We start from the raw sequence: 25,925 nt of genomic DNA on the forward strand, positions 1-25,925 counted from the left end.
GACGCACGGAGGGCCGCGGTGCGTCCCCCTTCCGGCGCACCGCGGCCCTCCGCCCTCGGTCCCCTCAGCGCGTGCCGACCGCCGCGCGCACGGCCCGGCGGGCCAGCTGGCAGTCGTCGTGCAGCCGCCGCAGCAGCAGCCGCTGTTCCTCGCCGGACGGCACGGCACCCGCGGGGGCCGTCCCCGCGGCCGTCGGGGCCGTGTCCTGCATCGAACGCTGCACGGCCGTCTCGTAGGTGCGGATCTCCCGGGTCAGCACCAGCATCAGGTTCACCAGGAAGGCGTCCCGGGAGGCCGGCCCCGCCGACTGGGCGATCTGGCTGATCTGACGGCGCGCCACCGGCGCGTCACCGAGGACCGACCACAGCGTCGCCAGGTCGTAGCCCGGCAGGTACCAGCCCGCGTGCTCCCAGTCCACCAGCACTGGACCGGCCGGTGAGACGAGGATGTTCGACAGGAGGGCGTCGCCGTGGCAGAACTGGCCCATGCCCTGCCGGCCCGCGGAGGCCGCGATGCCGTGCAGCAGCTTCTGCAGGTCGCCCAGGTCCCGGTCGGTGAGCAGCCCCAGCTCGTGGTAGCGGGAGATCCGGGCCGCGTAGTCCAGGGGCGCGTCGAAGGTGCCCGCCGGTGGCCGCCAGGCGTTCAGCCGGCAGATCGCGCCGAGTGCCGCCCTGATGTCCGCCCGCGGCGGAGCCTCGGTGGGGTGCCGCTGGAGGGCCGCCACCCGCCCCGGCATCCGCTCGATCACCAGGGTGCAGTTGTCCGGGTCCGCCGCGATCAGTCTCGGCACCCGCACCGGGGGGCGCTGCCGGACGAACGTGCGGTACGACGCTATTTCGTGCCGGATCCGATCGGCCCAGCCGGGCGAGTGGTCCAGTAAACACTTCGCGACGGCCGTACTGCGGCCCGTCGTGCCGACCAGCAGTACCGAGCGTCCGCTCCGGCGCAGCACCTGCACCGGGGCGAACTCCGGACAGATCCGGTGCACCGAGGCGATCGCGGTGCGCAACTGGGTGCCCTGCGGGCCGGACAGGTCGAGCCTGCCGCTGAGCGGCTGGGTGCCGAGCCCCGCTGGACGGCGGACGCCGCCCGCGCCGAGCGCGGGGGCCACCGTCCGCGCGGGGGCGAGATAGGGGCCGCCGCCCGGGCGGGGGTGCAGCGGCCGGGGCGGGGCGGACACGGAGGACGATGCTGCGTACATGGGCGGAACAGATCCCTTCGTGTGCCTGCGAGTCAAAGCGCTGCCCCGACCGACCACCCGGGTGCACCCTGGGGAATGTCCCTAGGCGACCGGGTCGGGGTGGCGCGTTCCTACCTGACACCCGTCGCCCAGTGGCACACCATCTGGCGGACCATGGCGAACCCTGGCGAATAGTCGCTCGGCAACTTTCACCGGGCTACTGTCAACTCAGCCGAGAACCTGGGGGCTTACGTGAGCGGACAACCCAACACCCGCCTGGCGGACCTGTTCGGCCTGGCCGGCTGGTCCAAGGGTGAACTCGCGAGGCTGGTCAACCGGCAGGCGGCGGCCATGGGCCACCCCCAGCTGTCGACCGACACCTCCCGGGTGCGGCGGTGGATCGACACGGGAGAGATCCCGCGCGATCCCGTGCCGCGGGTGCTGGCGGCCCTGTTCACCGAGCGTCTCGGCCGTGTCGTGACCATTGAGGACCTCGGTCTGGTCCGGCACGGGCGTACGGGGAAACGGCCGGGCGGCGGGAGCGCAGAACATCCCGACGGCTTGCCGTGGGCGCCCGAACGGACTGCCGCGGTCCTCACCGAATTCACGGGAATGGACCTCATGCTCAACCGACGCGGCTTGGTGGGCGCGGGTGCCGCGCTCGCCGCGGGATCAGCACTCAGCAGCGCCATGTACGAATGGCTGCACACCGACCCCACTCTCTCCGCCGACGCTCCCGTCCTCGACAACCCGCTCCTCCCGCAGGCCGACCCCGCCGGGTTCGACCGCTACGAGGCCGCTCCCATCGGGACGGAGGAGATCGAGGAACTGGAGCGCTCGGTCGAGGTGTTCCGAGCCTGGGACGCGGCCCGCGGAGGCGGGCTGCAACGCAAGGCCGTCGTGGGACAGCTCAACGAGGTGGGCGGCATGCTCGCCTACCACCATCCTGCCCATCTCCAGCGGCGCCTGTGGGGCGTCGCCGCCAACCTCGCCGTCCTCGCCGGCTGGATGTCGCACGACGTCGGCCTCGAACCCACCGCCCAGAAGTACTTCGTCATCGCCGCCCATGCCGCACGGGAGGGCGGCGACCGGCCGCGGGCGGGGGAGGCGCTCTCCCGCGCGGCCCGCCAGATGGTCCATCTCGGGCGGCCCGACGAGGCCCTGGACCTGATGAAGCTGGCCCAGTCCGGCTCCGGCAGCCAGGTGCTGCCCCGGACCCGGGCGATGTTCCACACCATCGAGGCCTGGGCGCAGGCGTCGATGGGCAAGGGCCAGGCCATGCGCCGCACCCTGGGCCAGGCGGAGGACCTCTTCGTCTCCGACCGGGCCGACGTGGAACCGCCGTCCTGGATGCAGACCTTCAGGGACGAGGATCTGTACGGCATGCAGGCCCTGGCCTACCGCACCCTGGCCGAGTTCGAGCCGCAGGCGGCCGTCCACGCCCAGTACTACGCGGAGAAGGCCCTGGCGCTCCGGGTCGACGGACGGGAGCGGTCGAAGATCTTCGACCATCTGTCCATGGCCTCGGCCTGCTTCATCGCCGACGACCCGGAACAGGCGGACCGTTACGCACGGCTGGCCCTGATGTCGATGGGCTCGAACTCCTCCCGTCGCACGTGGGACCGGCTGCGCGAGATGTACCGGCTCACCGCGGAGTACGCCGGCTATCCGAGCATCAGTGAACTGCGGGAGCAGATCAGGCAGGCGCTGCCCAGGCCGAGGGGAGGTCGGGGCGGCAACACCGCCCAGGCGTGAGGACGTCGTCGGTAAGCATTGATGATCAGTTGATCACCGGGTGACCCGGGCGACGAGCACGCAGGCCTCGTCGTCGCGCCCGCTCTCGCCGCACACCTCCATCACCGTCCGCAGGCAGTCCTCGGCGGTGCGCGCCTCGTGGAAGCGGGGGGCGAGATCGAGCAGTCGGTGCGTCCGGTCGCCGGGCACCAGTGCGGCGGTGTGCAGCACCAGCAGGTCGCCCGTCGCGAGGGTCGCTTCGGCCTGTCCGTAGACGGCGCCCGTGGTGGCGCCCAGGAGAACACCTTCGGGTGTGTCGAGCCGGCACCCCGTTCCGTCGCGGAACAGCAGCGGGGCGGGGTGTCCGGCCTGCGCCCAGGTGAGGGTGCGGTCGTCGGGCCGGTAGCGGCAGCACAGGGCGCCGGCCAGCACCGGTTGCGCGGTGGCGTCGAGTAACTGGTTGAGCCAGCCCATCAGTTGGGCGGGTGCCGTACCGGCCATGCCCATGCCGCGCAGGGCGCCCAGCAGCATCGCCGTGTCGGTGGCGACGGACGGGCCGTGGCCGGTGAGGTCGCCGACACTCAGCAGGGTGCGGCCGTCGGGCAGTTCGAGGGCGTCGTACCAGTCCCCGCCGAGGCGTGAGCCGGTCGCGGCGGGCAGCCGGGCGGCGGCGAGGTCCAGGGTGCCGGTGCTCGGCTGCGGCAGCCGCTGGGCACCGGGTCCGAACGGGGGCACGGCCTCGTGCGGTTCGACCGCCGGCCGGCGCTCGCTCTGGGCGCGCTGCCGGTGGCGTCGCAGCGAGTCCCGGGTCCTGCGCACCTCGCTCTGGCTGCGGCGCAGTTCGCTGACGTCCCGCAGCACGGCCCACATCGAGGCGGTGCCGCCGTCGGAGTCGAGCACGGGCTCGCCCATCATGTGCACGGTCCGCACCCCGCCGTCGGGGCGTACGACGCGGAACTCGCCGTCGATGGGCCGGGCGTCCACCAGACAGTCCGTGACCATCGCGGTGAGCTTCGGGCGGTCCTCCTCCAGGACGAGGGAGGGCAGTTCGTCGAGGGTGAGTGCGGGGGTGGCCGGGTCGCGGCCGAGGATGCCGTAGAGCTCGGCGGACCAGAGCGCGTCGTCCGCCAGCAAGTTCCACTCCGCGCTGCCGACCCGGCTGAGCAGTGAGTCCCGGGGGGCGGCGGCGGGAGCCGGCGGCGGACCGTCCCGGAGCTGGGCCAGGTGGGCGTCGAGGTCCTCCAGCTGATGCAGCGCCAGGTCGTACAGCGCGCGCTGCCAGCGGCCCTGCGGGTCCCCGGTGTCGATGTCCCGGGCGTCCCTGCGTACGGCGTCGACGTCGACCTTGAGCCGTCGCGTCTGCGAGATCAGCGCGTCGACCGAGCCGCGTCCCGGCGGCTGGGCGGCGGGATGGTCCGCAGGCAGATGGGACGGCATGACGTACTCCGATGCGGGGACGGTGCGACGAACGGGGACGGAAGGGCCGTTACGACTGTTGCACAGCCCGCGACGGCGTGTAAGGGATTTGGCAACACACGATTCGGTGGTGCCTCTGGCATATGCCTCCGTCCCCGAGGCGGGCTCGCGGCGGTGCTGGTCATATGCCCGGAGGCAGGTCAAGTCGTAGGTGAACTACGTGACTTGAGGGACCGGAGGGGGCTACGGGAAGACCGTCGGCCGCCTGTTCGGCGGCCGTATGTTCAGGTCATCGATGCCGTGACGCAGATCACACCAAGTGGCACCCGCTTTCCCGTAATGCGAGCGGCGCCCGCGGGGTCCTACAAGCATGGACATCACCCTCGAACAGCCCGTCCGCGCGCGCCTGATCACCGCCGAGGACCAGGAACTGCCCGTCGCCGCGACGCTCCGCTACGCCGCCGCCGACCCGTTCGCCGTGCACCTCGACTTCCCGGCGGAGATCTCCCTCGCCGAGGAGGCCGCGACCTGGACCTTCGGCCGCACCCTGCTGCAGGAGGGCCTGAGCGGCCCCGCCGGCACCGGTGACGTGCACATCTGGCCCTGCGGACCGTCCCGGACGGTGGTGGAGCTGCACTCGCCGTTCGGCATGGCCCTGCTCCGGTTCGACACCTTCGCCCTGCGCCGCTTCCTGCTGCGCAGCTACGCCGTGGTCCCCGCGGGACGCGAGGACGTGGGGGCAGCCGTCGACGAGGGGCTGCAATCCCTGTTCGGCAATGTCTGAGGCGGGGCGGCGTCAGTCGTCGTGCCCGGCGTACAACGCGGGACGCCCGGCGAGGGCGATGCCGACGCGCCCGCCGCTCTCCAGTGCCCGTACGCCGGCCTCCGCGACGGCGGAGGCCGCGTAACCGTCCCAGGCCGTCGGGCCGGTGACCCGCCCCCGCCGGGCGGCGTCGACCCAGGCCTGCACCTCGCGGTCGTAGGCCGCCGCGAAGCGGACCAGGTAGTCCTGCGGCACCTCGGTCGCCGCGTCGCCGCGCGAGGTCACCAGCATCCCGTGGTCGTCGCCGATGCGCGCGCTGCCCGCCTCGCACACGGCCTCGCAGCGCACCTGGTACCCGAAGCCGCAGTTGACGAAGACCTCCACGTCCACCAGGACGCCCCCGTCGGTCTCGAACACCACGAACTGCGGGTCGAGCAGCCCGTGCGGAGCGCCGAAGGAGGGGCGCGGCCGCAGCACGGAGACCGCCGTCAGTTCCTGGCCGAGCAGCCAGCGGGCCGCGTCGATCTCGTGCGAGACCGAACTGTCGATCAGCATGGCGCTGGTGAAGTCCGGCGGCGAGGAGACGTTGCGGTGCACGCAGTGCAGCATCAGGGGCCGCCCGAGCCGTCCGCCGTCCAGCAGCGCCTTGAGCCGCCGGTACTCGCCGTCGTGACGGCGCATGAACCCGACCTGGGTCAGCCGCCGGCCGAGCCGCGCCTCCGCCTCGACGACGCGCAGGGCCCCGGCCGGGTCCGGCACCATCGGCTTCTCGCACAGCACGGGAAGCCCCCGGGCGAGCGCCGCGAGCAGGGCCTCCTCGTGCGCGGGGCCGGGCGAGGCGATCAGCACGGCCTCCACCCCGGGGGCGTCCAGCGCGGCCTCGGTCTCGGTGTGCACCAGGACCCCGTCGATCCCGGCGACGGCCTCCTTCGCCCGCGCCCGGTCGGGATCGGCCACGGCGGCGACCCTGGCCCCGCTCACCACCCGGTCGAGGCGCCGTACGTGGTCCGCCCCCATGTGCCCGGCCCCCAGCACCGCCACACCCAGCAGGTCACCCACGCGCGCTCCCTCTCCCCGCCGACGATCGTCCCGTAGCGTACGCGGGGCGGGTGGCGGGGCGGCAGGGGCGGCGCCGCCCACGGGAAGCGGGAGCGGCCGGTACCGCAGGGCTCAGAACCGCAGGGCGGTCAGTACCGCAGGACTCCCGCGATCCCGGCCTCGTTCCCCAGTGTGCCGTCCGGGACGAAGCGCACGTCGGCGCCCGTCTCCAGGCACTGCTCCACGATCTCGTCCACGATGTCCTCGCGGGCGTCGAGGTCGCCGCTCGCGGCGGGGATCAGATGGTCTCCGTCGTCGCGCACGGTCACCCGGTAGTTCTCCTCGACGGCGAGCAGCCGGACCCGGCCCTCGCGGGCGTTCTGCCACACCTCGTCCACCCCGGCCGCGAACTCCTTGCGGCCGAGGGCCGACTCGAGCGCACGGCTGACCGTGTCCACGCTGCGGCGGGCCTCGGCGGCGACCATCGGCCGCACCGCCTGCCACACCGACTCCGGGGTGCCGTGCGACAGCCCGCCGTGCGGGACGTGCACCGCGGCGCGGGTGACCGTGCCGAGCTCGTCCAGGGCCGAGAGGGCCGCCTGCGCACCGGTGACGTACAGCGGCCGCGCGGCCAGCCGCAGCAGCCGGTTCATCGCGAGGTCGGCCTCGCGCAGGAAGTGACGGGTGTCCTCGTCGCGGAAGGTGCTCGGTGTGTCGCCGATCTGCTCCCGGCGCTCGGCGTCGAAGTTCTCCTGGCGGCGGACCATCGGAAAACCGCCCAGGTGCTCCTCCGTGACCCGCTCGGGCCCGCCGTTCCACAGGGTGACCCGGTCGGCGGAGACCGACAGCACCCAGTACGGCCGCTCGGCCGCCTGCGCGGAGACCAGGTTGCGGGTCAGGAAGGTGTCCGAGAGCACGACCCGCTCCGGCACCGGACGGCCCAGCGACCACACCTGGTGCTCCCCGGGCGCGGCGAAGATCACCAGCCCGTCCTCGGTGTACGTCAGGTCGACCTCGGCCAGCGCCCGGTCGAGCTGGTGGGCGACGTCGGCGCGCCGCTCGCGGGTGACGCCCGGGTCGGATTCGAGCTGTTTCTTCGCCTCGGCCACGACATTGCGCAGCCGGACCCGGTCCTGGGCGTTGTCCGGCTCCCGGCGATGTGTGGGGGTCAGCACGGAGACCGCGGGATAGGGGCGCGGGCGGCGCAGTTCGGAGAGGGTCGCGGGGCTGAGTGCGTGCTCCATATGAGCACCATAGGACCGATTCACCCATGGGGCATTCGGGGTAATGCGCGCACAACCGGTCGACGGGCGGCCGCGTTGGCCGAGGCCGACCGGGGTGCCGACCGGGGTGCTCGCGGAAGTCCCGGAATTCCTCGGCGTACGACCGTGACGACGCCCCCGGCCGCCGGTTACCGTACGCGTCAGTAACCGGGACGCACCGCAGGAGGCACCCATGCCGCAGCTCGAAGTCGACGGCGCACCGCTGGCGTACGACGACGAGGGACCGCGCGACGGCGGCGGGACGCCGCTGGTCTTCGTGCACGGCTGGACGGCGAACCGGCACCGCTGGGACCACCAGGTCGCCCACTTCGCCGCGACCCGCCGGGTGGTCCGCCTCGACCTGCGCGGGCACGGCGAGAGCGGCGGCGCAGGGGTGAGGACGGTGGCCGAGCTGGCGAAGGACCTCCTCGCCCTCCTCGACCACCTCGGCATCGAGCGCTGCGTCCTGGTCGGCCACTCGATGGGCGGCATGATCTCCCAGACCGTCGCCCTCTCCCACCCGGGCCGGGTGGAGCGCATGGTCCTGGTGAACTCCATCGCCCGGATGACGTACAGCCGCGGCCGGGGCCTGCTGATGGCGGCCTCCACCCTGCTCCCCTTCAAGCTGTTCGTGGCCGCCAACATCCAGCGGGCCTTCGCGCCGGGCTTCCCCCGGGAAGAGATCCGCCGGTACGTGGGCTCCTCCGCCGGCACCCCGCGCGAGGTGGTCATGACGCTGTACGGAGCCATGCGGGCCTTCGACGTCCTGGACCGGGTCGGGGAGATCAAGGCCCCCACTCTCATGATCCACGGGTACCACGACATCCAGCTGCCGGTGCGGCAGATGCTCCGGATGGCCAAGGCGTACCCGGACGCCACTGTCCGCATCCTGGACGCCGGCCATGAACTCCCCGTGGAGAAGCCGGCCGAGCTGACGGCGGCGATCGCCGCGTTCGTGGGCTGAACCGGCGCCCGGGCGCCCCGGCGCGTTCCGGCGGGTCAGCCGAAGGCGTCCGGGTCCGCGGCCGCCCAGTCGGCCGCCCAGCCTGCGGGCGGTCCGGCGGTGAGGGCTCCCGGCTCCAGCCACTCGTACAGCTCGGCGTAGGAACGGACCGTCCCCGCGTCCGTACGGCGCAGCAGATGTGCGGGGGTGAGCCCGCCCGGATCGCGTACGCCCAGCGCCGCCATGATCCGGACGGCGCCGCGGACCGTCGCCCGCTGGTAGTGCCGCACCCGCCGGGCCTTGTCGCCGACGTGCAGCGCCCACACCCGCCACGGGTCCTGGGTGGCGACGCCGACCGGACAGGCGCCGGTGGGGCAGCGGCCGGCGCCGACACAGCCGACGGCGGTCATCATCGCGCGGGCCGCGTTGGTGTAGTCGGCGCCCTGGGCGAGCCGCCGGACGATGTCCGCGCCGGTGGTGATCCCGCCGCTCGCGCCGATCCGGATCCGGTCCCTGAGACCGGTGCCCACCAGCGCGTTGTGCACGGTCATCAGCCCCTCGGTGAGCGGCATCCCCGGCCGTTCGGCGGGGTCCGGCGGCCCGGCGCCCGTCCCGCCCTCCGCCCCGTCCACCACGACGAAGTCGGGTGTGACGCCTTCCGCGAGCATCGCCTTGCACACCGCGAGGAACTGCCGCCGCGACCGCACGCACAGTTTGAACCCGGTCGGCTTGCCGCCCGCCAGCTCCCGCATCCGGGCCACGAAGAGCACCAGTTCACGCGGCGTCGAGAACACCCGGTGACCCGGCGGCGAGACCACCGTCACGCCCTGGACCACGCGCCGCTCCCGTGCGATCTCCGCGCTCACCTTGGCCGCCGGCAGCACCCCGCCGCCGCCCGGAGCGGCCCCCTGCGACAGCTTCAGCGACACGCACTTCACCTCGGGCAGCGCCGCACGGTCCGCGAACTCCCGCTCCTCGAAGCCCCCGTCGGGCGTACGGCAGCCGAAGTAGCCCGACCCGATCTCCCAGACGAGGTCGCCGCCCCCGCGCAGATGATGGTCCGACAGCCCGCCCTCGCCGGTGTCCTGCGCGAAACGGCCCAGCGCCGCGCCCCGGCCGAGGGCCAGGACCGCGCGGCCGGACAGCGCCCCGAAGCTCAGCGCCGACACGTTCAGCAGGGCCATGTCGTACGGCAGCGCGCAGTCGGGCCCGCCCACGCGCACCCTCGGCTCCTCCTCGGGCGGGGGGACCGGGCCCGCCGAGGCCGCGAAGAACTCCCGCCCGCCGTGCGGGACGGGAGCGGGGGGCGCGACGTCCCGCACCGGGTAACCGAGACGGCCCACCAGGGGATGGTTGCGCAGCAGCGCGCGGCGGCGCTGGAGCAGGTCCCAGGTGCCGAGCAGGGCCAGGACGAGCAGGGGGCCGGCCGCCGACCACCACCTGGCCGACACCGTCCAGGACGCGGTCAGCGCCCCGGCCGCGCACAGGACGACGAGCAGCCACGGCGCGAACCGGCGCACTCAGCCGCCGTCCTCGTCGGGCAGGCAGGAACTGCCGGTGGGGGGCAGGGAGCCGTACAGCAGGAAGTCGTCGACCTTGCGGTGCACGCACTTGGACGAGCCGTACCCGGTGTGGCCCTCACCGCGGTTGTCGAGCACCACGGCCGCGTCGCCCAGCCGCTCGGCCGTCTCCACGGTCCAGCGGTACGGCGTCGCCGGGTCCCCGCGGGTGCCGACGAGAAGCATCTTCGGCGTGTCGAGGTCCTTCACCTTCTCCCGGATGACGTCGGTGCCGCGGGGCCGGCCGTAGCAGAGCAGGACCTCGGACAGGCGGTACCGGCCGAACACCGGTGACGCCTTGTCGTAGTCGGCGCGCAGCCGTCGCAGGTCGGCGGTGATCCGCTCGGCGGTGGGGCGGTCGGGGTCGTCGGCGCAGTTGATCGCCATCAGCGCGGCCGGGAGGTTGTCGAGCGGGACGTCCTCGGCGTCGACGAGCGGGCTGGGGGAGGGGGCGGGGCCCGCGGCGGGGGCACGGGCGCCGAAGGACCGGGCCGGGAGGGCGACGCCGCGAGTTCCGAAGGACGGGGCGGACCGGGCGGACCGGGCCGGGAAGGCGACGCCGCCGGTGGTGAAGGTCAGCACGCCGGAGGTGTCGCCCTCCTCGACGAGCCGGGCCAGCGCGCGTTCCAGCGAGGGCCACAGTTCCTCGCTGTAGAGGCCCTGGCCGAGGGCGGCCACCAGGTCCTGTCCGGTGAAGTCGTCACCGGAGTCCGTCGGCACGGGATCCTCGTCGAGGGAGCGGACCGTGCGGAGCACCTCCTCGCGGGCCGTCCGGGCGTCGGTGCCGAACGGGCAGGCGATGTCCTTCACACACCAGTCGACGAAGTCGTCCAGCGCCACCTGCTGGCCCCGGGCGCCCGCGAGCCCTTGCTCGGTGAGCGGCTCGGTGAGGGTGTCGACGCCGTCGAGGACCATCCGGCCGACCTGGCCCGGGAACCGGGCCGCGTAGACGGCGCCCAGCCGGGTGCCGTAGGAGAAGCCGAGGTAGTTGAGCTTCCGGTCGCCCAGCGCCCGGCGTATGACGTCCATGTCCTGCGCCGCGTCGACCGTGCCCATGTGGGTGAGGACGGGCCCGGAATGCCGTACGCAGTCGGCGGCGGTCCGCCGCAGCCGCGTCAGCAGCGCGCGGGGATCGTCGAGGGCCGCGTCGTCCTCCAGGGCGCTCAGTCCCTCGTCCTCCTCCTCGGTGTCCCCGCAGCTGACGGGGGAGGAGCGGCCGACGCCCCGCGGGTCGAAGGTCACCACGTCGTAGCCGTCGGTCAGCTCCAGGAAGTCCTTGCCGCCGTAGGCGAGTCCGGGGACCCCCGCGCCCCCGGGGCCGCCGAAGTTCAGCAGCACCGAGCCCTGTCTGTCGCCGGTGGCCCGGTAGCGGGCGAGCGCCAGGTCGAGGGAGCCGGCGGCGGGGTGCGCGTAGTCGAGCGGCACGGTCACCTTGCCGCACTGGAGGTCCTCGGGCACGCCGTCGAGGTCGCAGGCCGACCAGGAGATCTTCTGGTCGTAGAACCGGTCGAGGCCCGACCGGTCGTCCCCGGCCGCCGCGGCGGCCGTCGGCAGTCCCGTCCCCAGCAGGGTGAGCGCGGCGCCCGTGGCGAGGGCGCGGCGGCGCCGCGTCGACAGCATGGCCAGCATCAATGCCTCCAGGGACGCCCCGCAGCGGACCGGGGACCGGCGTCCCGGATCACGATAGGCGGCCTCCACAAGGCGCGCCTCCGGACGGACGGCGGGCCGCCCGGAGACCTCGCGGGGACCGGTGCCACGGGGCGCGAGGCCGTTCGACCGGGGGCGCCCGATGGGGTGAATGACGGTTTGGGCATAACTCGTTCGGTTCGCCCGCGTTTTACCTGGTGCGGGCGAGTGCCCGCGACCTGTATGGCATGTATGGAAGGCAGGGACCCATGAGACGGGCTACCCGAAACGGTGTGCTCGCCGTAGCAGCAGCCTCCGGCGCGATGGCCGCCGTGACGATGCCGGCGTTCGCCGACTCCTCCGCCGCCGGTACGGCGGTCGGCTCGCCCGGCGTGGCCTCCGGCAACGGCGTGCAGCTTCCGGTGCACCTCCCGGTCAACCTCTGCGGCAACACCGTGAACCTGGTGGGCCTGCTGAACCCCGCGTTCGGCAACAGCTGTGCCAACAAGGGGGCCGCGCCGAAGCACGCCCCGGCGTCGGGGGCGGGCGCGACGAGCACCACGGCCGGTTCGCCCGGAGCCGTCTCGGGCAACGGGCTCCAGACGCCGGTCGACCTGCCCCTGAACGCCAGCGGCAACAGCGTGGACGTCGTCGGGGTCCTCAACCCGGTGTTCGGCAACCAGTCGGTGAACGGCCCGGTCGACAAGCCACGGCACCCGGCGCAGCCCAGCCGTCCGAGCACGCCGGTGCCGCCCACGCGCCAGCCCTCGGCCCCCGAGCCCGAGCCGCAGCGTCCCGCCCCGGGCCCGAAGACCGTCCCGCACTCCCGGGCGCCGCAGACCCCGGCCTCCCACCGGACCGTGTCCTCGCTCGCCCACACCGGCGCCGACGCGACCGTGCCCGCCCTCGCCGGGAGCGCGGCCCTGGTCCTGGCCGGCGCGGTCCTCTACCGCCGCTTCCGCCCGGGCGCCCAGGGCTGACCGCGCGAGGCCGCGCCTGCCGTCGGTCGACGGCTGAGGGTGGCCCCTCGCCGCCGCCTGCCGGCTGACCAGCCTCCTCCGGAAGGTTCGCCGCGCCGACCCGCAGGCCCCCGCCATCGGGGACCTGCGGTGCGCACCGAGCGTGACCGGGGGACGCGCGGCATGTCACCCGCACGCGGGAATCTTCGTGGTGCCGCGCTGGCGTCGCGCCGGGCTGGCGTCGCGCCGGGCTGCCGTCGTGCCGTCGTGCCGTCCTGCGGGGCAGCCTTGCCGCCGCGCTACCGGGGCTGTCGCGCTGCCGTGCTGTCGCGCTGCCGGGGCTGCCGGGCTGCCGGGGCTGCCGGGGCTGTCGTGCTGTCGCGCTGCCGTGCCGCCGCGCTGCCGGGGCTGTCGCGCTGCCTGGGCTGCCGTGCCGTCGCGCTGCCGGGGCTGCCGCGTCTGCCGCGCGTGAGGCGTCGGTGGGACCCGTCGTCAGCCGGGCCGCGGGGCCGGGCGGCCCCGCGGCCGACCGCGGCGGCGCCGGTGGGCGACGTGCCGGCCGGGCGCCGGTCTCAGGCGCCGGGGAATCGCCGGTGCCGTGCGCGCACCTCGTCGGTCAGGTCCGGTACCGGGCCCTCCACGGCCACCTCGGCGGCCACCTCGCGCACCGGCAGGGGCCTGACCGGCGCTGCCGCCGCTCCCCACTCCTCCAGCCAGGTGACGAGCTGGGCTGGGCGGACGAGGCGACGTGGACGACCCGGCCGAGGCCGACCCAGGCATGCGTCGGCCGAGGCCGAACCAGGCATGCGCGGCCGCGCACATCGGGCAGTGCTCGCCGGAGGTGTGGACCGTGGCCGCCGCCCGCTCCTCGGGGGTCGGCCGGGCCGCCGACCAGCGGGCCGGCTCGAACTCCGGGTGCCGGGTGCGGTCGCCGCCCGTCACCCGGTCGTGGTCCCCGGTGAGCCTCGGCCCGTCCCGCCGGCCGGCACCGACCCGAGCGGCTCGTCCCCGGCCCCGAGCGCCTCGGCGGCCGGCTCGGCACAGCGGCGCAGACACCGCAGCCCGCTCTCCACGGGCATGCCGCACGGCCCTCCTCGCGCGCTTGACGATCTTCGGCTCCGCACAGCCCAGGCGGTACGGCGCGGCAGGACGCCGTAATTCCGTTGTGGGCCCGGCACCGGCATGCTGGAGTGGGCCGTATGGATCATGCCGCGGTACTCGCCCTGTACGACCGGGACATGCGCGAAGGCGCCCGCCCGGAAAGCTCCGACGCCCGGATCGAACGGACCGGGGGCGTGGTGCGCCACGTCGGCGGCGAGGGCGGCTGGAACGGCGTCCTCTGGTCGGACCTGGACGACGCGGACGCGGATGCCGCGATCGCCGCCCAGGTCGCCTTCTTCGCGGCGCGGGGGGCGGAGTTCGAGTGGAAGCACTACGGCCACGACCGCCCCGCCGACCTGGGGCGACGGCTCAGCGAGGCCGGGTTCACCGCCGAACCCGAGGAGACGCTCATGATCGGTGAGACGAGCGACCAGCTCATCGACGTGCCGCAGCCGCAGGGCGTGCGGATCGAGCGGGTGACCGACGGGGCGGGCGTCGAGCTCATGGTCGCGGCCAACGAGAGGGCCTTCGGCCACGACGGCTCCTTCCTGCGGGACCTCGTGCTCGCCCGGCTCGCCGCGGACCCGGACACGATCGTCGCCCTGGTCGCCCTGGCCGGCGACGAACCGGTCAGCTCGGCGCGCCTGGAATTCGTGCCCGGCACCCGGTTCGCGGGCCTGTGGGGCGGGGGCACCGCACCGGAGTGGCGCGGCCGCGGCGTCTACCGCGCTCTGATCGCCCACCGCGCCCGTATCGCCGCCGAGCGCGGCTACCGCTATCTCCAGGTGGACGCCTCCGACGAGAGCCGCCCCATCCTCGAACGCCTGGGCTTCGCCGCGCTGACCACGACGACGCCGTACATCTACACGCCGTAGCCGCGCTCGCTCCCCGGTCCCGGGGTCACGCCATGAGCGGCGGTCGGCGGGCCGGGACGGGCGGTGAGTCGCACGCGAGGGCGCGGACCGGCGCCCGCCCCGGCCCCGGCGCGCTCACCGGCGGGTCTTCGCCCGGTCCAGCGCCGTCACCCCGAACGCCGCGAGGCCGATCTGGATCAGCCACTCGATCCAGTCGACGCCCTTGGTGTCGGCCACGCCCAGGACCGAGGCGAGGGCCGACCCGATCAGCGCGGCCACGATGCCGACCGCGATCGTCCACAGCACGCCGATCCGCTGGCGGCCCGGGACGACCAGTCGTCCGAGCACACCGATGATGATGCCGATGAAGATGGCACTGATGATGCCGTCTATCTCCATCTCCGCCCCTCCTTGGTCTTGGTGAGAGCCCGTCGACTGGCTTGTGCCCGCTCCGCCGTGGGGCAGTCGGTTCCGGTCCCGTCGCCGGCGTTTTCGCGCACGTTATTGCCCGCGCTTGATGTTCACGGCGCCGCCCTGTCATGTACCTTTCCAGCAGTCCACGCGTGTAGAACCCTTCCTTGCGACGTCTACGCGCGCAGATCGCCGCCGCACCCGCCCCTCTCCCCACCCCCTCACGGAGGTTCGCCGGATGCCCCGATCACCGAGACGCCCCCGCAAGGTCACCACGCTGCTGGCCGGCCTCGGCCTGCTCGCGACCGGAGCCGCGCTCCTGGTCACCACGACCGCCACCCCCGCCCACGCCGCCACCCCCCACCGCATCCTCTTCGACGACGGCCACGCCGAGGAGGCGGGCAACGCGGACTGGATCATCTCCACCAGCAAGCCCGACCCGCTCTCCCAGGACTCCTCTCCCTCCTCGGAGACGGACTGGACCGGAGCGCTGTCGTCGTGGGGCGTCGCCCTGCAGAAGACCGGCGACTACAGCCTCAAGACCGCCACCGGCGCCCTCACCTACGGCGGCTCCTCCACGACCGACCTCTCGCACTTCGACACGCTGGTCCTGCCCGAGCCCAACACGCTGTTCACCACCGCCGAGAAGACGGCGATCATGAACTTCGTGAAGAACGGCGGCGGTCTGTTCATGATCTCCGACCACACCGGCGCCGACCGCAACAACGACGGCGAGGACGCGGTCGAAATCCTCAACGACCTGATGACGAACAACAGCGTCGACTCCACCGACCCGTTCGGTTTCTCGATCGACTCCCTCAGTATCAGCTCGGACCACCCCTCGGCCATCAGCGACAGCACCGATCCGGTGCTGCACGGCTCCTTCGGCACCGTGAGCAAGAGCCTGATCGCGAGCGGCACGACAGCGACCCTCAAGCCCGCCGACAACTCCGGCGTCAAGGGCCTGCTCTACCGCACCGGCTACTCCGGCAACACCGGCGCTTTCTTCGTCACGAGCACCTTCGGCAGCGGCCGGGTCGCCTTCTGGGGCGACAGCTCGCCCATCGACGACGGCACCGGTCAGTCCGGCAACACGCTCTACGACGGCTGGAACGACTCCGGCGCCACCAACGCCGCCCTCGCCCTGAACGCCACCGCGTGGCTCGCCGGCGGGAGCGGCAGCGGCGGTGGCGGCGGTTCCGGCACCTGCACCCCGGCCCAGCTCCTCGGCAACAACGGCTTCGAGTCCGGTGCCGGCACCTGGAGCGCGACCAGCGGGGTCGTCACGAACTCGGCCAGCCAGTCGGCCCGTACCGGCTCGTACTACGCCTGGCTCGACGGATACGGCTCCACCACCACCGACACGCTCTCCCAGTCCGTGACCATTCCGTCGGGCTGCACCACCGCCGCGCTCAGCTTCTACCTCCACGTCGACACGGCGGAGACCACCACCAGCACCGCGTACGACACGCTGAAGGTCCAGGTGCTCAACAGCTCCGGAACGGTCCTCGGCACGCTCGCGACCTACTCCAACCTCAACGCCGCGAGCGGCTACACCCAGCGCGGCTTCAGCCTGGCGGGCTACGCCGGCCAGACCGTGACGCTCAAGTTCACCGGCACCGAGGGCTCCGCGCTCCAGACGTCCTTCGTCATCGACGACACGGCGCTCAACGTGAGCTGACGGCCTCCCGTGCGGGACCCGGCCCGGCCGATCCGCCTGTGCGGGCCGGCCGGGCCGCCTTTCCGGTTCCGGTGGGGGCGGGGCTACGCCCGCGGGGCGCTCCTGGCCGCCGTGAAGGCGCACATCATCCCGAGGACCACGGCCAGCGCGCCGATGATGATGTTGTTGACCACGACGCCGGCGTCCGGGCTGGTCCCGACGACCCACGGCGCGATGATCATCCACACGCCGAGTGCGCACATGGCCCAGCTCAGGCCGTACATCCTGGCCGGAGCGGCGGTGAATCCGAGGCCCAGCAGACCGATCGCGATGCCCACGAGCAGGTTGTGGGTCATGAGGTCGGGCTGGCTGGTGGTGTAGTGGAGCACCCACGGCGACACGGCGCAGTACAGACCGAGCAGGAACACCGGTCCGTCCACGAGCGCCACGTCGCGGCCGCCGCCGAGCACGGCCTCGTAGCGTGCGCGCATCTCGGATACGTCGGGGTGGGTCGATATGTCGCTTCTGTCTGGCGAGACGTTGGCCATCACTCGTCTCCTTGGGGTGGCAGGCCTGACCGCGTCTGGTGCGGTGTGCGGTAAGCGCCGCGCACAGACATTCTGCGCTTATTCGCCCTTTATGTGTAGAGGTCGGAACAGTCGCGTGCGCCGGGCGTGGAGCGCCCCCGGAGAGCGCCGACGCTCCCCGGGGGCGGCGGGAGGGGCCGCTCTCCCGCCGGCCGCACTCGAGGGGACGTGGAGGTGCGGCCGAACGGTACTTCCGGGCGAGGGCGGGATCCGGATGCGGCGCGGTGCGGGGGAGAGGGATCCGACGGCTACGACGGGGGTCACGGCACGTGCAGCGTTTGTGCGTCGAAAAGAGTTTCGGTCTCCCGCTGCGGCGGGGGCCGGCCGGGTCAGGACTCGCCCGTCGGCTCCAGTCGGACCCGCAACCGCTGCATACCGCGCCGCGCGTGGCTCTTGACCGTGCCGAGCGGCCAGCCGGTGCGCTCGGCGATCTGGGTCTGGGTGAGGTCCTCGTAGAACGTCAGCCGCAGCACCCGCTGCTGCGGCGCGGGGAGCCGGGCGAGTTCGCCGCGCACCAGCACACGGTCGAGCGCGGCCTCGGGCCGGTCCCGGTCGGGGTCGGTGAGGGCGAGCTGTGAGCCGGCGGCGGCGACGAGGCGGAGCCGGCGGGTCCGCGCGGCCAGGGTGTCGGCGATCCGGCGGCGGGTGATCCCCACGATCCAGCCGCCGAGGGTGCCGCGCTCGGGACGGTAGCCCGCCCGGCCCCGCCACACGCCCAGGAACACCTGCTGGCTGACGTCCTCGGCCTCCCTCGCGTCCCCCAGGGACCGCCAGGCCAGCGTCTGCACGAGCGCGGACCAGCGCCGGTAGGCGGCGGCCAGACAGGCCTCGTCGCCCGCCATCAGCCCGCGGGCGATCTCCGCGTCGTCGAGCGGCTCCGCGCCGGTCGCGGGCGCGTCGGGGAGGGCGGTGGACGGCAGCGGGCTCATGACGACGGCTCCTCACCTCGGGCGACCGTCCCGGACCGTGCGGGACGTCCTGCGGGGCGTGGCCCCGTGAGGTCATCGTCCGAGGGGCACCGGGTGCCCCTCAACACGCGTCGTTTCTGCGTCGTATCGGCCGTAAAGTCGGCACATGAGCGAGTCCACCGCCTCCGACGACACCGCACTGACCACCGGCGCCCTGGCCCGCCGCCTGGGCGTGGCACCCACCACCCTGCGCTCCTGGGACCGGCGCTACGGCATCGGTCCCGCCGTGCGCGGCGACGGCCGGCACCGCCGCTGGCGCCCGGACGACGTGGCCGTGCTGGAGACGATGTGCCGGCTCACCTCGGCCGGGGTCTCGCCCGCCGAGGCGGCCCGCGTCGCGAAGGGAGGTGCCGGCCCGCTCCCGGTCCGGTCGGCCGAGGAGGTGGGCGAACGGTCCCGGGAGACCCGTGAGCTCCCGCTGGACGGTGACGTCCGGCAGGAGTGCAGGGGCCTCGCCCGCGCCGCCGTACGGCTCGACGCGCCGGCCGTCGCCGAGCAGTTGGCGCAGGCCGTCGACCGGCACGGACTGACCGCCGCCTGGCAGGAGGTGATGGTGCCGACCCTGCACGCCGTGGGACGCAAGTGGGCCTCGTCCGGGGACCGGTACGTCGAGGTCGAACACCTGCTGTCCTGGCACGTCTCCACGGCCCTGCGCCGCGCCACCCGGCCCGCCGTGCCCGGCGACACGGGCGGGCCGGGGCCGGTGCTCCTCGCCTGCGTGCCGGGGGAGGAGCACACCCTGCCGCTGGAGGCACTCAACGCCGGACTCAGCCGGCTCGACGTGCCCACCCGGATGTTCGGCGCCGCCGTGCCCGCGGAGGCGCTGTCCGCGGCCGTACAGCGGCTGGGCCCGGTGGCCGTCGTGCTGTGGGCCCAGGCCCGCTCCACGGCGAGCCTCGCCCTCGCCCGTCATCTCGCGGCGACCCGCTGGGGCGTGCGCGGGGCCCGCCGCACACCGTCCGTGGTGCTCGGCGGCCCCGGCTGGGCGGGCCGCTCCCCCGGCCTGCCCCGCCCCACCGCGCTGGGCGACGCCCTGGAGACGCTGGCGGCCGTGTACGACGCCGGGTGAGGCGCCGCTCGGCCGGTCAACGGCTCAGTCGGTCACGCGTACGGCCGTCACGCGTACGGCCCTCAGCCGGTCACGTGTACGGCCGTCACGCGTACGGCCCTCAGCCGGTCACGTGTACGGCCGTCACGCGTACGGCCCTCAGCCGGTCACGTGTACGGCCGTCAGCCGGCCGCACGCGCTCAGCCGAGCAGCTTCAGCAGCTCCTGGGCGAGCGGGGCCGACGAGGCCGGGTTCTGGCCCGTCACCAGGTTGCGGTCGACGACCACGTGCGGCGCCCACGGCTCGCCCACCCGCACGTCCACACCGGCCTCGGTGAGCCGGTCCTCCAGCAGCCACTTGGCCCGCTCGGCCAGTCCGGCCTGCCGTTCCTCGGCGTTGGTGAAGGCCGCGACCCGGTAGCCCGAGAACGCGTTCGAACCGTCCTCCCGCACCGCCGCCAGCAGCGCGGCCGGACCGTGGCAGACGACCCCGAGGGGCCTGCCGGAGTCGAGTGCCGCGATCAGCACACGGCCGGAGACGGGATCGACGGCCAGGTCCTCCATCGGGCCGTGCCCGCCCGGATAGAACACCACCGCGTAGTCGGCGGGATCCACGTCCTCCAGCCGCACCGGCCGCTCCAGCTCGTCCATCCCGGCGAGCGCCGCGGCGACCCGGTCGGCCGCCTCCTGCCCGCCGTTGGCCTCGGCGGCCAGGCTGCCCTTGTCCACGGGCGGCACCACACCGCCCGGCGTGGCGACCACCACCTCGTGGCCCGCCGCGCGGAAGACGCCGTACGGGGCGACGGCCTCCTCCGCCCAGAATCCGGTCGGGTGGGGTGTGCCGTCGGCGAGCGTCCAGCGGTCGCTGCCGGTCATCACGAAGAGGATCTTGGCCATGGGGGGTGCCTCCGGAATGTCGCGGGCGTCGTGCCCCTCGAATCTAGTCCGGCGGGGCGGGCGCGCGCCGCCCGGACGGTGAACGGCTCAGTCGCGGCCGCGCGCCCGCTTGAAGCGGGCCAGGCCGTCCGCGAGGTCCACGATCGGATCGGGGTAGTCGACGCCCGCCCGGTCCAGCCCCCGCAGCCGCCACGGCTCGTGCACCGCCGCACCCTCCAGGCCCGCCAGTTCGGGCACCCAGCGCCGGACGTACGCCCCGTCGGGGTCGTAGCGCTTGGCCTGGGTGACCGGGTTGAGCACCCGGTTGGGCCGGGAGTCGGTGCCGGTCCCGGCCATCCACTGCCAGTTGAGCTGGTTGTTCGCCACGTCCCCGTCCACCAGGAGGTCCAGGAAGTGCCGGGCGCCGATCCGCCAGTCGACGTACAGCGTCTTCGTGAGGAAACTCGCCGTCAGCAGCCGCCCCCGGTTGTGCATCCAGCCCTCGTGGAGCAGCTGCCGCATCGCCGCGTCCACCACCGGATAGCCGGTACGGCCCGCACGCCACGCCTCGACGTCCCGGCCCGCCGTGCGCTCCGTACGCCAGCGGTCGTGCTTGGTGCGGTAGTCCGCGAGCGCCGCCGCCGGCCGCGCGGCCAGCACCTGACGGTGGAAGTCGCGCCAGGCGACCTGCCGTACGAACGCCTCGGCGCCCGGCCCGCCCGCGGCGCGCGCCCGGTGCACCAGCTCGACGGGGGAGAGGGTGCCGAAGTGCAGATGCGGCGAGAGCCGTGAGGTGGCGTCGCCGGCCAGGTCGTCGTGGCGGTCCTCGTACGCCGGGACGTCCGAGCGCAGCCACGCCGTCAGGCGCGCACGCGCCTCCGTCTCGCCGCCCTCGGCCAGGGCCGGCGACAGACCCGACAGGCTCTTGCGGTCCGGCAGCTCCTCCGAGCCGACGCCCTCCGGCACCCGCACCGCCCGCGGCGCGCCGAGCACGTCCCGCGGCCGCTGCCGCGACCAGTGTCCGAAGTACGGCGTGAAGACCGCGAAGTGGTCCGAGGAGCCCGGGGCCAGCACACCGGGATCCACCACGGTCGTCACCGTGCCGTGCACGTGCAGCCGCACCCCCTCCCCCTCCAGCGCACGCCGCAGCCGCTCCTCACGGCGCCGGGCGAACGCGCTCCCGTCCGCCGCCAGGTGCACCTCGTCGGCCTCCGCCTCGGCGGCCACCCGGCACACCTCCTCCACCAGGTCCCCGGACCGCAGCACCAGCCGGCCGCCGCGCTGCCGCAGCCCCGCGTCCAGATCGCGCAGACAGTCGGCGAGGAACGCCAGCCGGTTCGGCGCGGCGAACCCCGCGCCGTCCACCGCGCGGTCGCGCACGAACAGCGGGACCACCTCGCGCGAGCCGTCGAGGGCCGCGCGCAGCGGAGGGTGGTCGTGCAGCCGCAGATCCGAGGTGAACAGGACGACCGAGACGTTCATGGCGGGCTCCGGGACGAGAGGATGTCGGACTGCCAGGCGCTTCCGCGCGACGGGGCCCGGCGGATGCGCCCGCCGTCAGCCGGTGGGCGTGGGTTCGGCGTCAGCCGGTGGGCGTGGGTTCGCCCTCGGCCGGTGGGCGTGCCTTCACCCTCGGCCGACGGGCGTGTGTTCGCCCGTCCTCGCCGCCGCGTCCGCGAGGGCCGCCCGCGCGATGTTGCGGGCCATGCCGCCGAACACCACCGAGTGGAAGGGCGACACGCTCCACCAGTAGGCGTGGCCGAGCAGCCCGCGCGGATGGAACAGGGCGCGCTGCCGGAACCGGGTGCGCCCGGAGCCGTCCGTCTCCGCGTACATCTCCAGCCAGGCCAGACCCGGCAGCCGCATCTCGGCCCGCAGCCGCAGCAGGCGCCCCGGCTCGATCTCCTCGACCCGCCAGAAGTCCAGCGAGTCGCCCACCCGCAGCCGGGCGGAGTCCCGGCGTCCCCGGCGCAGCCCCACCCCGCCCGCGAGCCGGTCCAGCCAGCCCCGCACCGCCCAGGCGAGCGGGAAGGAGTACCAGCCGTTGTCGCCGCCGATGCCCTCGATCACCCGCCACAGCGAGGCGCGCGGGGCGTCCACCCCCAGCTCGCGATGGTCGCAGTAGAGGCTCCCGCCGGCCCAGTCGGGGTCGGTGGGCAGCGGATCGCTGGGCACTCCCGGCAGCGAGGCCGACGACCAGCGGGTGCTCACCCGGGCCTCGCGCACCCGCCGCAGGGCGAGCCGGAGCGCCTCGTCGAAGCCCATCGGATGACCCGGCGGATCCGGCACGTACCGGGCGATGTCGTGCTCACGGCACACCACCTCGTGGCGCAGCGACTCGGTGAGCGGCCGGGCGATCGACGCCGGAACCGGGGTGACCAGTCCGACCCAGTGGCTGGACAGACCGGGGGAGAGCATCGGCACGGGCAGGATCAGCCGGTGCCGCAGCCCCGCGACGGCGGCGTAGCGCTCCATCATCTCGCGATACGTCAGGATGTCGGGGCCGCCGATGTCGAAGGCCCGGCTGACCTCGGGCGGCATGCGCGCGGCGCCGACCAGCGCGCGCAGCACGTCCCGCACGGCGACCGGCTGGATCCGGGTGTGCACCCAGCTCGGAGTGACCATCACCGGCAGGCGCTCGGTCAGATAGCGCAGCATCTCGAAGGACGCCGACCCCGAGCCGATGACGACCGCCGCCCGCAGCACGGCCGTGGGCACACCGGAGCCGAGCAGGATGCGCCCCACCTCGGCGCGCGAGCGCAGGTGCGGCGACAGCCGCTCCTCCGGGACGCCGTACGGGGTGAGTCCGCCCAGGTAGACGAGCCGGCCCAGGCCGGCGTCGTGCGCGGCCCGCCCGAAGATCCGCGCGGCCCGCCGGTCCGTCTCCTCGAAGTCCTCGCCGGTGCCCAGGGCGTGCACCAGGTAGTACGCGACGCCGACGCCCCGCATCGCCGCCGCGACGGACTCCGCGTCCGTGACGTCCCCACGGACCACCTCCACCCGGCCCGCCCACGGATGGTCGCGCAGCCGGCCGGGCGAACGGACGAGACAGCGCACCCGCAGGCCCGCCGCCAGCAGCTCCGGGACGAGCCGTCCGCCGATGTACCCCGTGGCTCCGGTCACCAGACACAGGGGCCCGGCGCCGGCGTCGTCTGCCGTCATGTGCTCTCGGTCCTTCTCGTGCGGCCCCCTGATGACTCCTTCCCGCCCGAACGCCGTCCCGGATGCGCGGCTCCCGCCGGTGCCGCTCGATCGGCCGAACGGCAGGGGCGGCGAGGGGGTGTCGTGAGAGGACCCGTGGCCTTGGGGTGAACATGCCCGCAGCGATCCGGGGCAGACGCGGCGTAGTCGTCCCGACGGACCCCGAACCGGAGGTGTCTGCCCCATGCCCGCGACGGTGCTGGAACGCTTTCCCGCGGGAGCGCCCCGCGGCTCCTGGCCGGCCGAGGAGTGCGCGGCGAGGCTGCGCGCCGAGGGCCGCCCGGCGAGCGTGGTCATGGACCTGAAGTCCGACGCGTTCCTCGTGGTCGTCCCGGGGCACGACGAGGAGTGAGCGCCGGAGCCGGTGTCACCACCCGTTCCGGCGGCCTCCTCCCGCGCTTCCCCGACCCACCTCCCTGACATTCCCCGGTCCGCGATGCGAGACCGGTCGGGTTCTCCATTGACCGCCCTCACCGGCGACTGCCACGATCGACATCATGACGATGCGACTGGACCTCACGCGGCGACGCCATGTCGACCTCGCGCGCGTCTCCAGCGCCTCGTGTTGCGCCGCGGCCTGATCCCTCCGTTCTTCCTCCTTTCCGGAGATCCGCCGCCCCTCTCCTTGCCTGCCTGATTCTCCTTTTCTGCCTGATTCGTCCGGCCCGAATTCGCCGCGCCCGCGCCGCGTGCCGACACAAGTCGACCGCGACGCGTCGGTCGCGCCGCCGTCCACCAGGCGGGCGGGACCAGGACTCCGCCTTCGAGGACCCCGTCCCGTACGACGACGGCTTCCGCACCGGCGTCACCGGCACCCCCGAGCAGAAGCGCCGCACGGATCGTCGCCTGCAAGAACCCACGCCTGAAAGAGGACCCATGGCCACCGTCCTGTCCGTCTCCGGCAGCCCGTCCGCCTCCTCCCGCACCGGCCGTCTGCTGCGCCACCTCGACCAGCGGCTCACCGCCCAGGGGCACGAGGTGATCCCGCTCGACGTCCGGACGATCCCCGCCGAGGCACTGCTCGGCGCGGACTTCCGCCACCCGGCGATCGTCGAGGCCACCGAACTGTTCGCCGGCGCCGACGGAGTGGTCGTCGGCACCCCGGTCTACAAGGCGTCGTACTCCGGAGTCCTCAAGGCGCTCCTCGACCTGCTCCCGCAGTACGCGCTGATCGGGAAGACCGTCCTGCCGCTGGCCACCGGCGGCTCCACCGCCCATGTCCTGGCCCTCGACTACGCGCTGCGGCCCGTCCTGAACTCCATGGGCGCCGCGCACATCGTGCAGGGCTGGTTCACCCTCGACAAGGACATCGCCGCCCACGAGGACGGCACGGTCACCGTCGCCCCGGCCACCGCCGAGGCGCTCGCCCAGGTGGTCGACCAGTTCTCCGTGGCCCTCGGCCGCACCCCGTACCTGGCCGCGGCGAGCTGAGGCACCGCACCGGCGCCCGCTTCGCCCACGGTCCCCGTCCTGGCCCGTGGCGAGGACGGCAGACGGCCCCCACCGGTACGGGCGCGACGCCCGCACCCACGACTCGGCGGCACTCTCGATCGGAGACCCCACGTGTCCCTCACCTTCCACTGGTTCCTGCCCACCAACGGCGACAGCCGGCATGTCGTCGGCGGCGGCCACGGCACCCCGGCCACCGCCTCCGGACGCGACCGGCCGCCGACGGTCGGCTATCTGAGCCAGATCGCGCGGGCCGCCGAGGACCTGGGCTTCGTGGGTGTGCTGACCCCCACCGGAGCCTGGTGCGAGGACGCGTGGCTGACCACGGCGATGGTCAGCCGGCACACCGAGCGGCTGAAGTTCCTGGTCGCCTTCCGGCCCGGGTTCGTCTCCCCGACGCTCGCCGCGCAGATGGCGTCCACCTTCCAGCGCCACAGCGGCGGACGGCTGCTGCTGAACGTGGTCACCGGCGGCGAGAGCCATGAACAGCGGGCCTACGGCGACTTCCTCGACAAGGACGACCGGTACCGCCGTACCGGCGAATTCCTGGAGATCGTCCGGGGGTTGTGGGACGGCGAGACCGTCGACCTGGACGGCGAGCACCTCCGGGTGGCGGACGCCCGGCTGGCCCGGGTGCCCGACCCGGTCCCCGAGGTGTACTTCGGGGGCTCCTCCCCCCTCGCCGGGGAGGTCGCCGCGCGGCACGCGGACGTGTACCTCACCTGGGGCGAGCCGCCCGCCCAGGTCGCCGGGAAGATCGCCTGGATCAGGGGGCTCGCGGCGAAGGAAGGGCGTGCTCCGCGGTTCGGCATCCGGCTGCACGTCATCACCCGGGACACCGCCGAGGAGGCCTGGGCGGAGGCGAACCGGCTGCTCGACGGGTTCGATCCGGAGACCGTGAGGTCCGTCCAGGCCGGACTCGGGCGCAGCGAGTCCGAGGGCCAGCGGCGGATGCTCGCACTGCACGGTGGCAGCCGGGACGGACTGGAGATCCATCCCAACCTGTGGGCCGGGATCGGGTTGGTGCGGGGCGGGGCCGGGACCGCGCTGGTGGGCAGCCATGCGGAGGTGGCCGAGCGGATCAAGGAGTACGCGGCGCTGGGGATCTCGGAGTTCGTGCTCTCGGGGTATCCGCATCTGGAGGAGGCCTACTGGTTCGGGGAGGGGGTGCTGCCGCGGCTGGCCGGAGAAGGGGTGTGGCGGCACCCCGACGGGAATCGGGGGGCCTCGGTGCCGGTGCCCGTGCTATAGCCGGTGCCGTTCGCCGGATGAGAGGGGTGTGAGGGGTGCG

General features: G+C 74.0%; 23 protein-coding genes and 1 pseudogene. 11 read left to right on the plus strand and 13 right to left on the minus strand.

Annotated elements, in window-relative coordinates:
- Positions 1 to 64 precede the first annotated feature (64 nt).
- Positions 65 to 1,201: an aminoglycoside phosphotransferase family protein gene (locus tag AQJ58_RS35745; RefSeq protein ID WP_067257967.1), complete on the minus strand. Its 1,137-nt coding sequence runs from the start codon at positions 1,199 to 1,201 to the stop codon at positions 65 to 67.
- Between the two features lie 231 nt (positions 1,202 to 1,432).
- Between AQJ58_RS35745 and AQJ58_RS35750 the strand changes: the two genes are divergently transcribed.
- Complete coding sequence (locus AQJ58_RS35750; protein WP_067257970.1) at positions 1,433 to 2,935, plus strand: DNA-binding protein NsdB; 1,503 nt, start codon at positions 1,433 to 1,435, stop codon at positions 2,933 to 2,935.
- Positions 2,936 to 2,968: 33 nt separating this feature from the next.
- Here the strand turns inward: AQJ58_RS35750 and AQJ58_RS35755 are convergent, their stop codons facing one another.
- A complete protein-coding gene (locus tag AQJ58_RS35755; protein WP_067257973.1) occupies positions 2,969 to 4,351 on the minus strand; it encodes a PP2C family protein-serine/threonine phosphatase in 1,383 nt (460 codons plus the stop codon).
- 349 nt (positions 4,352 to 4,700) lie between these two features.
- Here AQJ58_RS35755 and AQJ58_RS35760 point away from each other — a divergent pair, with 349 nt between their 5' ends.
- Positions 4,701 to 5,114 (plus strand): SsgA family sporulation/cell division regulator, encoded by a 414-nt coding sequence (locus AQJ58_RS35760; RefSeq protein WP_067257976.1) that lies wholly within the window; start codon positions 4,701 to 4,703, stop codon positions 5,112 to 5,114.
- Positions 5,115 to 5,126: 12 nt separating this feature from the next.
- On the opposite strand, the gene AQJ58_RS35765 is transcribed toward AQJ58_RS35760, so the two are convergent.
- Both AQJ58_RS35765 and AQJ58_RS35770 read right to left on the minus strand, forming a co-directional pair.
- Positions 5,127 to 6,152 (minus strand): Gfo/Idh/MocA family protein, encoded by a 1,026-nt coding sequence (locus AQJ58_RS35765; RefSeq protein WP_067257980.1) that lies wholly within the window; start codon positions 6,150 to 6,152, stop codon positions 5,127 to 5,129.
- A 128-nt stretch (positions 6,153 to 6,280) separates the two neighbouring features.
- Positions 6,281 to 7,375: a baeRF3 domain-containing protein gene (locus tag AQJ58_RS35770; protein WP_067257983.1), complete on the minus strand. Its 1,095-nt coding sequence runs from the start codon at positions 7,373 to 7,375 to the stop codon at positions 6,281 to 6,283.
- A gap of 211 nt (positions 7,376 to 7,586) precedes the next feature.
- Between AQJ58_RS35770 and AQJ58_RS35775 the strand changes: the two genes are divergently transcribed.
- Entirely contained in the window at positions 7,587 to 8,357 is a 771-nt protein-coding gene (locus AQJ58_RS35775) for an alpha/beta fold hydrolase (protein ID WP_067257986.1), read from the plus strand.
- A gap of 35 nt (positions 8,358 to 8,392) precedes the next feature.
- Here the strand turns inward: AQJ58_RS35775 and AQJ58_RS35780 are convergent, their stop codons facing one another.
- Both AQJ58_RS35780 and AQJ58_RS35785 read right to left on the minus strand, forming a co-directional pair.
- Positions 8,393 to 9,856 carry an FMN-binding glutamate synthase family protein gene (locus tag AQJ58_RS35780; RefSeq protein ID WP_067257989.1) on the minus strand — a complete coding sequence of 488 codons (1,464 nt, stop codon included), beginning with the start codon at positions 9,854 to 9,856 and terminating at the stop codon, positions 8,393 to 8,395.
- Positions 9,857 to 11,524: an alpha/beta hydrolase gene (locus tag AQJ58_RS35785; RefSeq protein WP_067257994.1), complete on the minus strand. Its 1,668-nt coding sequence runs from the start codon at positions 11,522 to 11,524 to the stop codon at positions 9,857 to 9,859. It lies immediately after the preceding gene.
- A gap of 266 nt (positions 11,525 to 11,790) precedes the next feature.
- Here AQJ58_RS35785 and AQJ58_RS45755 point away from each other — a divergent pair, with 266 nt between their 5' ends.
- Entirely contained in the window at positions 11,791 to 12,501 is a 711-nt protein-coding gene (locus AQJ58_RS45755) for a chaplin family protein (RefSeq protein WP_199844762.1), read from the plus strand.
- Between the two features lie 551 nt (positions 12,502 to 13,052).
- On the opposite strand, the pseudogene AQJ58_RS35795 reads toward AQJ58_RS45755, so the two are convergent.
- Positions 13,053 to 13,559 (minus strand): annotated as a pseudogene (locus AQJ58_RS35795) (nucleoside deaminase).
- A gap of 120 nt (positions 13,560 to 13,679) precedes the next feature.
- Here AQJ58_RS35795 and AQJ58_RS35800 point away from each other — a divergent pair.
- Positions 13,680 to 14,456, plus strand: coding sequence for a GNAT family N-acetyltransferase (locus tag AQJ58_RS35800; protein WP_067257999.1), 777 nt, complete (start codon positions 13,680 to 13,682; stop codon positions 14,454 to 14,456).
- A gap of 114 nt (positions 14,457 to 14,570) precedes the next feature.
- On the opposite strand, the gene AQJ58_RS35805 is transcribed toward AQJ58_RS35800, so the two are convergent.
- Complete coding sequence (locus tag AQJ58_RS35805; protein ID WP_067258003.1) at positions 14,571 to 14,834, minus strand: GlsB/YeaQ/YmgE family stress response membrane protein; 264 nt, start codon at positions 14,832 to 14,834, stop codon at positions 14,571 to 14,573.
- Positions 14,835 to 15,084: 250 nt separating this feature from the next.
- On the opposite strand from AQJ58_RS35805, the gene AQJ58_RS35810 reads away from it, so the two are divergent.
- Positions 15,085 to 16,527 carry a M6 family metallopeptidase gene (locus AQJ58_RS35810; protein WP_067258006.1) on the plus strand — a complete coding sequence of 481 codons (1,443 nt, stop codon included), beginning with the start codon at positions 15,085 to 15,087 and terminating at the stop codon, positions 16,525 to 16,527.
- A gap of 83 nt (positions 16,528 to 16,610) precedes the next feature.
- Here the strand turns inward: AQJ58_RS35810 and AQJ58_RS35815 are convergent, their stop codons facing one another.
- Complete coding sequence (locus AQJ58_RS35815) at positions 16,611 to 17,054, minus strand: SPW repeat protein (RefSeq protein ID WP_067258008.1); 444 nt, start codon at positions 17,052 to 17,054, stop codon at positions 16,611 to 16,613.
- A 368-nt stretch (positions 17,055 to 17,422) separates the two neighbouring features.
- On the minus strand, positions 17,423 to 18,022 hold the full coding sequence (locus tag AQJ58_RS35820) for a sigma-70 family RNA polymerase sigma factor (RefSeq protein ID WP_067258011.1): 600 nt from the start codon (positions 18,020 to 18,022) through the stop codon (positions 17,423 to 17,425).
- Positions 18,023 to 18,167: 145 nt separating this feature from the next.
- On the opposite strand from AQJ58_RS35820, the gene AQJ58_RS35825 reads away from it, so the two are divergent.
- Positions 18,168 to 19,130 (plus strand): MerR family transcriptional regulator, encoded by a 963-nt coding sequence (locus AQJ58_RS35825; protein WP_067258014.1) that lies wholly within the window; start codon positions 18,168 to 18,170, stop codon positions 19,128 to 19,130.
- Between the two features lie 179 nt (positions 19,131 to 19,309).
- Here AQJ58_RS35825 and AQJ58_RS35830 read toward each other — a convergent pair whose 3' ends face one another.
- From AQJ58_RS35830 to AQJ58_RS35840, 3 genes are all read right to left on the minus strand, one after another.
- Positions 19,310 to 20,005: a type 1 glutamine amidotransferase domain-containing protein gene (locus AQJ58_RS35830; protein WP_067258018.1), complete on the minus strand. Its 696-nt coding sequence runs from the start codon at positions 20,003 to 20,005 to the stop codon at positions 19,310 to 19,312.
- Positions 20,006 to 20,092: 87 nt separating this feature from the next.
- Positions 20,093 to 21,466: a cryptochrome/photolyase family protein gene (locus AQJ58_RS35835; RefSeq protein ID WP_067258020.1), complete on the minus strand. Its 1,374-nt coding sequence runs from the start codon at positions 21,464 to 21,466 to the stop codon at positions 20,093 to 20,095.
- A 144-nt stretch (positions 21,467 to 21,610) separates the two neighbouring features.
- A complete protein-coding gene (locus AQJ58_RS35840; RefSeq protein WP_067258024.1) occupies positions 21,611 to 23,146 on the minus strand; it encodes an SDR family oxidoreductase in 1,536 nt (511 codons plus the stop codon).
- Positions 23,147 to 23,369: 223 nt separating this feature from the next.
- Between AQJ58_RS35840 and AQJ58_RS44045 the strand changes: the two genes are divergently transcribed.
- The 4 genes from AQJ58_RS44045 to AQJ58_RS35850 all read left to right on the plus strand — a co-directional run bounded on the left by AQJ58_RS44045 (position 23,370) and on the right by AQJ58_RS35850 (position 25,885).
- The gene (locus AQJ58_RS44045) at positions 23,370 to 23,537 is read left to right on the plus strand and encodes a hypothetical protein (protein ID WP_199844763.1); all 168 of its coding nucleotides are present in this window, start codon (positions 23,370 to 23,372) and stop codon (positions 23,535 to 23,537) included.
- Positions 23,538 to 23,688: 151 nt separating this feature from the next.
- Positions 23,689 to 23,766, plus strand: a complete 78-nt coding sequence (locus tag AQJ58_RS46065; protein WP_350786652.1) for a putative leader peptide — start codon at positions 23,689 to 23,691, stop codon at positions 23,764 to 23,766.
- A 295-nt stretch (positions 23,767 to 24,061) separates the two neighbouring features.
- Positions 24,062 to 24,616: an NADPH-dependent FMN reductase gene (ssuE, locus tag AQJ58_RS35845; protein WP_067258027.1), complete on the plus strand. Its 555-nt coding sequence runs from the start codon at positions 24,062 to 24,064 to the stop codon at positions 24,614 to 24,616.
- A 132-nt stretch (positions 24,617 to 24,748) separates the two neighbouring features.
- The gene (locus AQJ58_RS35850; protein WP_067258030.1) at positions 24,749 to 25,885 is read left to right on the plus strand and encodes an LLM class flavin-dependent oxidoreductase; all 1,137 of its coding nucleotides are present in this window, start codon (positions 24,749 to 24,751) and stop codon (positions 25,883 to 25,885) included.
- Positions 25,886 to 25,925: the final 40 nt, after the last annotated feature.

It is taken from the genome of Streptomyces sp. DSM 15324 (genome assembly GCF_001514285.1).
In the GTDB taxonomy this organism is placed as follows: Bacteria; Actinomycetota; Actinomycetes; order Streptomycetales; family Streptomycetaceae; genus Streptomyces.

Bases quoted from the DNA above. Each gene is read 5' to 3' on its own strand.
- AQJ58_RS35745 (WP_067257967.1), bottom strand. From the start codon at position 1,201: ATGTACGCAGCATCGTCCTCCGTGTCCGCCCCGCCCCGGCCGCTGCAC.
- AQJ58_RS35755 (WP_067257973.1), bottom strand. From the start codon at position 4,351: ATGCCGTCCCATCTGCCTGCGGACCATCCCGCCGCCCAGCCGCCGGGA.
- AQJ58_RS35760 (WP_067257976.1), top strand. From the start codon at position 4,701: ATGGACATCACCCTCGAACAGCCCGTCCGCGCGCGCCTGATCACCGCC.
- AQJ58_RS35770 (WP_067257983.1), bottom strand. From the start codon at position 7,375: ATGGAGCACGCACTCAGCCCCGCGACCCTCTCCGAACTGCGCCGCCCG.
- AQJ58_RS35775 (WP_067257986.1), top strand. From the start codon at position 7,587: ATGCCGCAGCTCGAAGTCGACGGCGCACCGCTGGCGTACGACGACGAG.
- AQJ58_RS35785 (WP_067257994.1), bottom strand. From the start codon at position 11,524: ATGCTGGCCATGCTGTCGACGCGGCGCCGCCGCGCCCTCGCCACGGGC.
- AQJ58_RS45755 (WP_199844762.1), top strand. From the start codon at position 11,791: ATGAGACGGGCTACCCGAAACGGTGTGCTCGCCGTAGCAGCAGCCTCC.
- AQJ58_RS35800 (WP_067257999.1), top strand. From the start codon at position 13,680: ATGGATCATGCCGCGGTACTCGCCCTGTACGACCGGGACATGCGCGAA.
- AQJ58_RS35805 (WP_067258003.1), bottom strand. From the start codon at position 14,834: ATGGAGATAGACGGCATCATCAGTGCCATCTTCATCGGCATCATCATC.
- AQJ58_RS35810 (WP_067258006.1), top strand. From the start codon at position 15,085: ATGCCCCGATCACCGAGACGCCCCCGCAAGGTCACCACGCTGCTGGCC.
- AQJ58_RS35815 (WP_067258008.1), bottom strand. From the start codon at position 17,054: ATGGCCAACGTCTCGCCAGACAGAAGCGACATATCGACCCACCCCGAC.
- AQJ58_RS35820 (WP_067258011.1), bottom strand. From the start codon at position 18,022: ATGAGCCCGCTGCCGTCCACCGCCCTCCCCGACGCGCCCGCGACCGGC.
- AQJ58_RS35825 (WP_067258014.1), top strand. From the start codon at position 18,168: ATGAGCGAGTCCACCGCCTCCGACGACACCGCACTGACCACCGGCGCC.
- AQJ58_RS35830 (WP_067258018.1), bottom strand. From the start codon at position 20,005: ATGGCCAAGATCCTCTTCGTGATGACCGGCAGCGACCGCTGGACGCTC.
- AQJ58_RS35835 (WP_067258020.1), bottom strand. From the start codon at position 21,466: ATGAACGTCTCGGTCGTCCTGTTCACCTCGGATCTGCGGCTGCACGAC.
- AQJ58_RS35840 (WP_067258024.1), bottom strand. From the start codon at position 23,146: ATGACGGCAGACGACGCCGGCGCCGGGCCCCTGTGTCTGGTGACCGGA.
- AQJ58_RS44045 (WP_199844763.1), top strand. From the start codon at position 23,370: ATGCCCGCGACGGTGCTGGAACGCTTTCCCGCGGGAGCGCCCCGCGGC.
- AQJ58_RS46065 (WP_350786652.1), top strand. From the start codon at position 23,689: ATGCGACTGGACCTCACGCGGCGACGCCATGTCGACCTCGCGCGCGTC.
- ssuE (WP_067258027.1), top strand. From the start codon at position 24,062: ATGGCCACCGTCCTGTCCGTCTCCGGCAGCCCGTCCGCCTCCTCCCGC.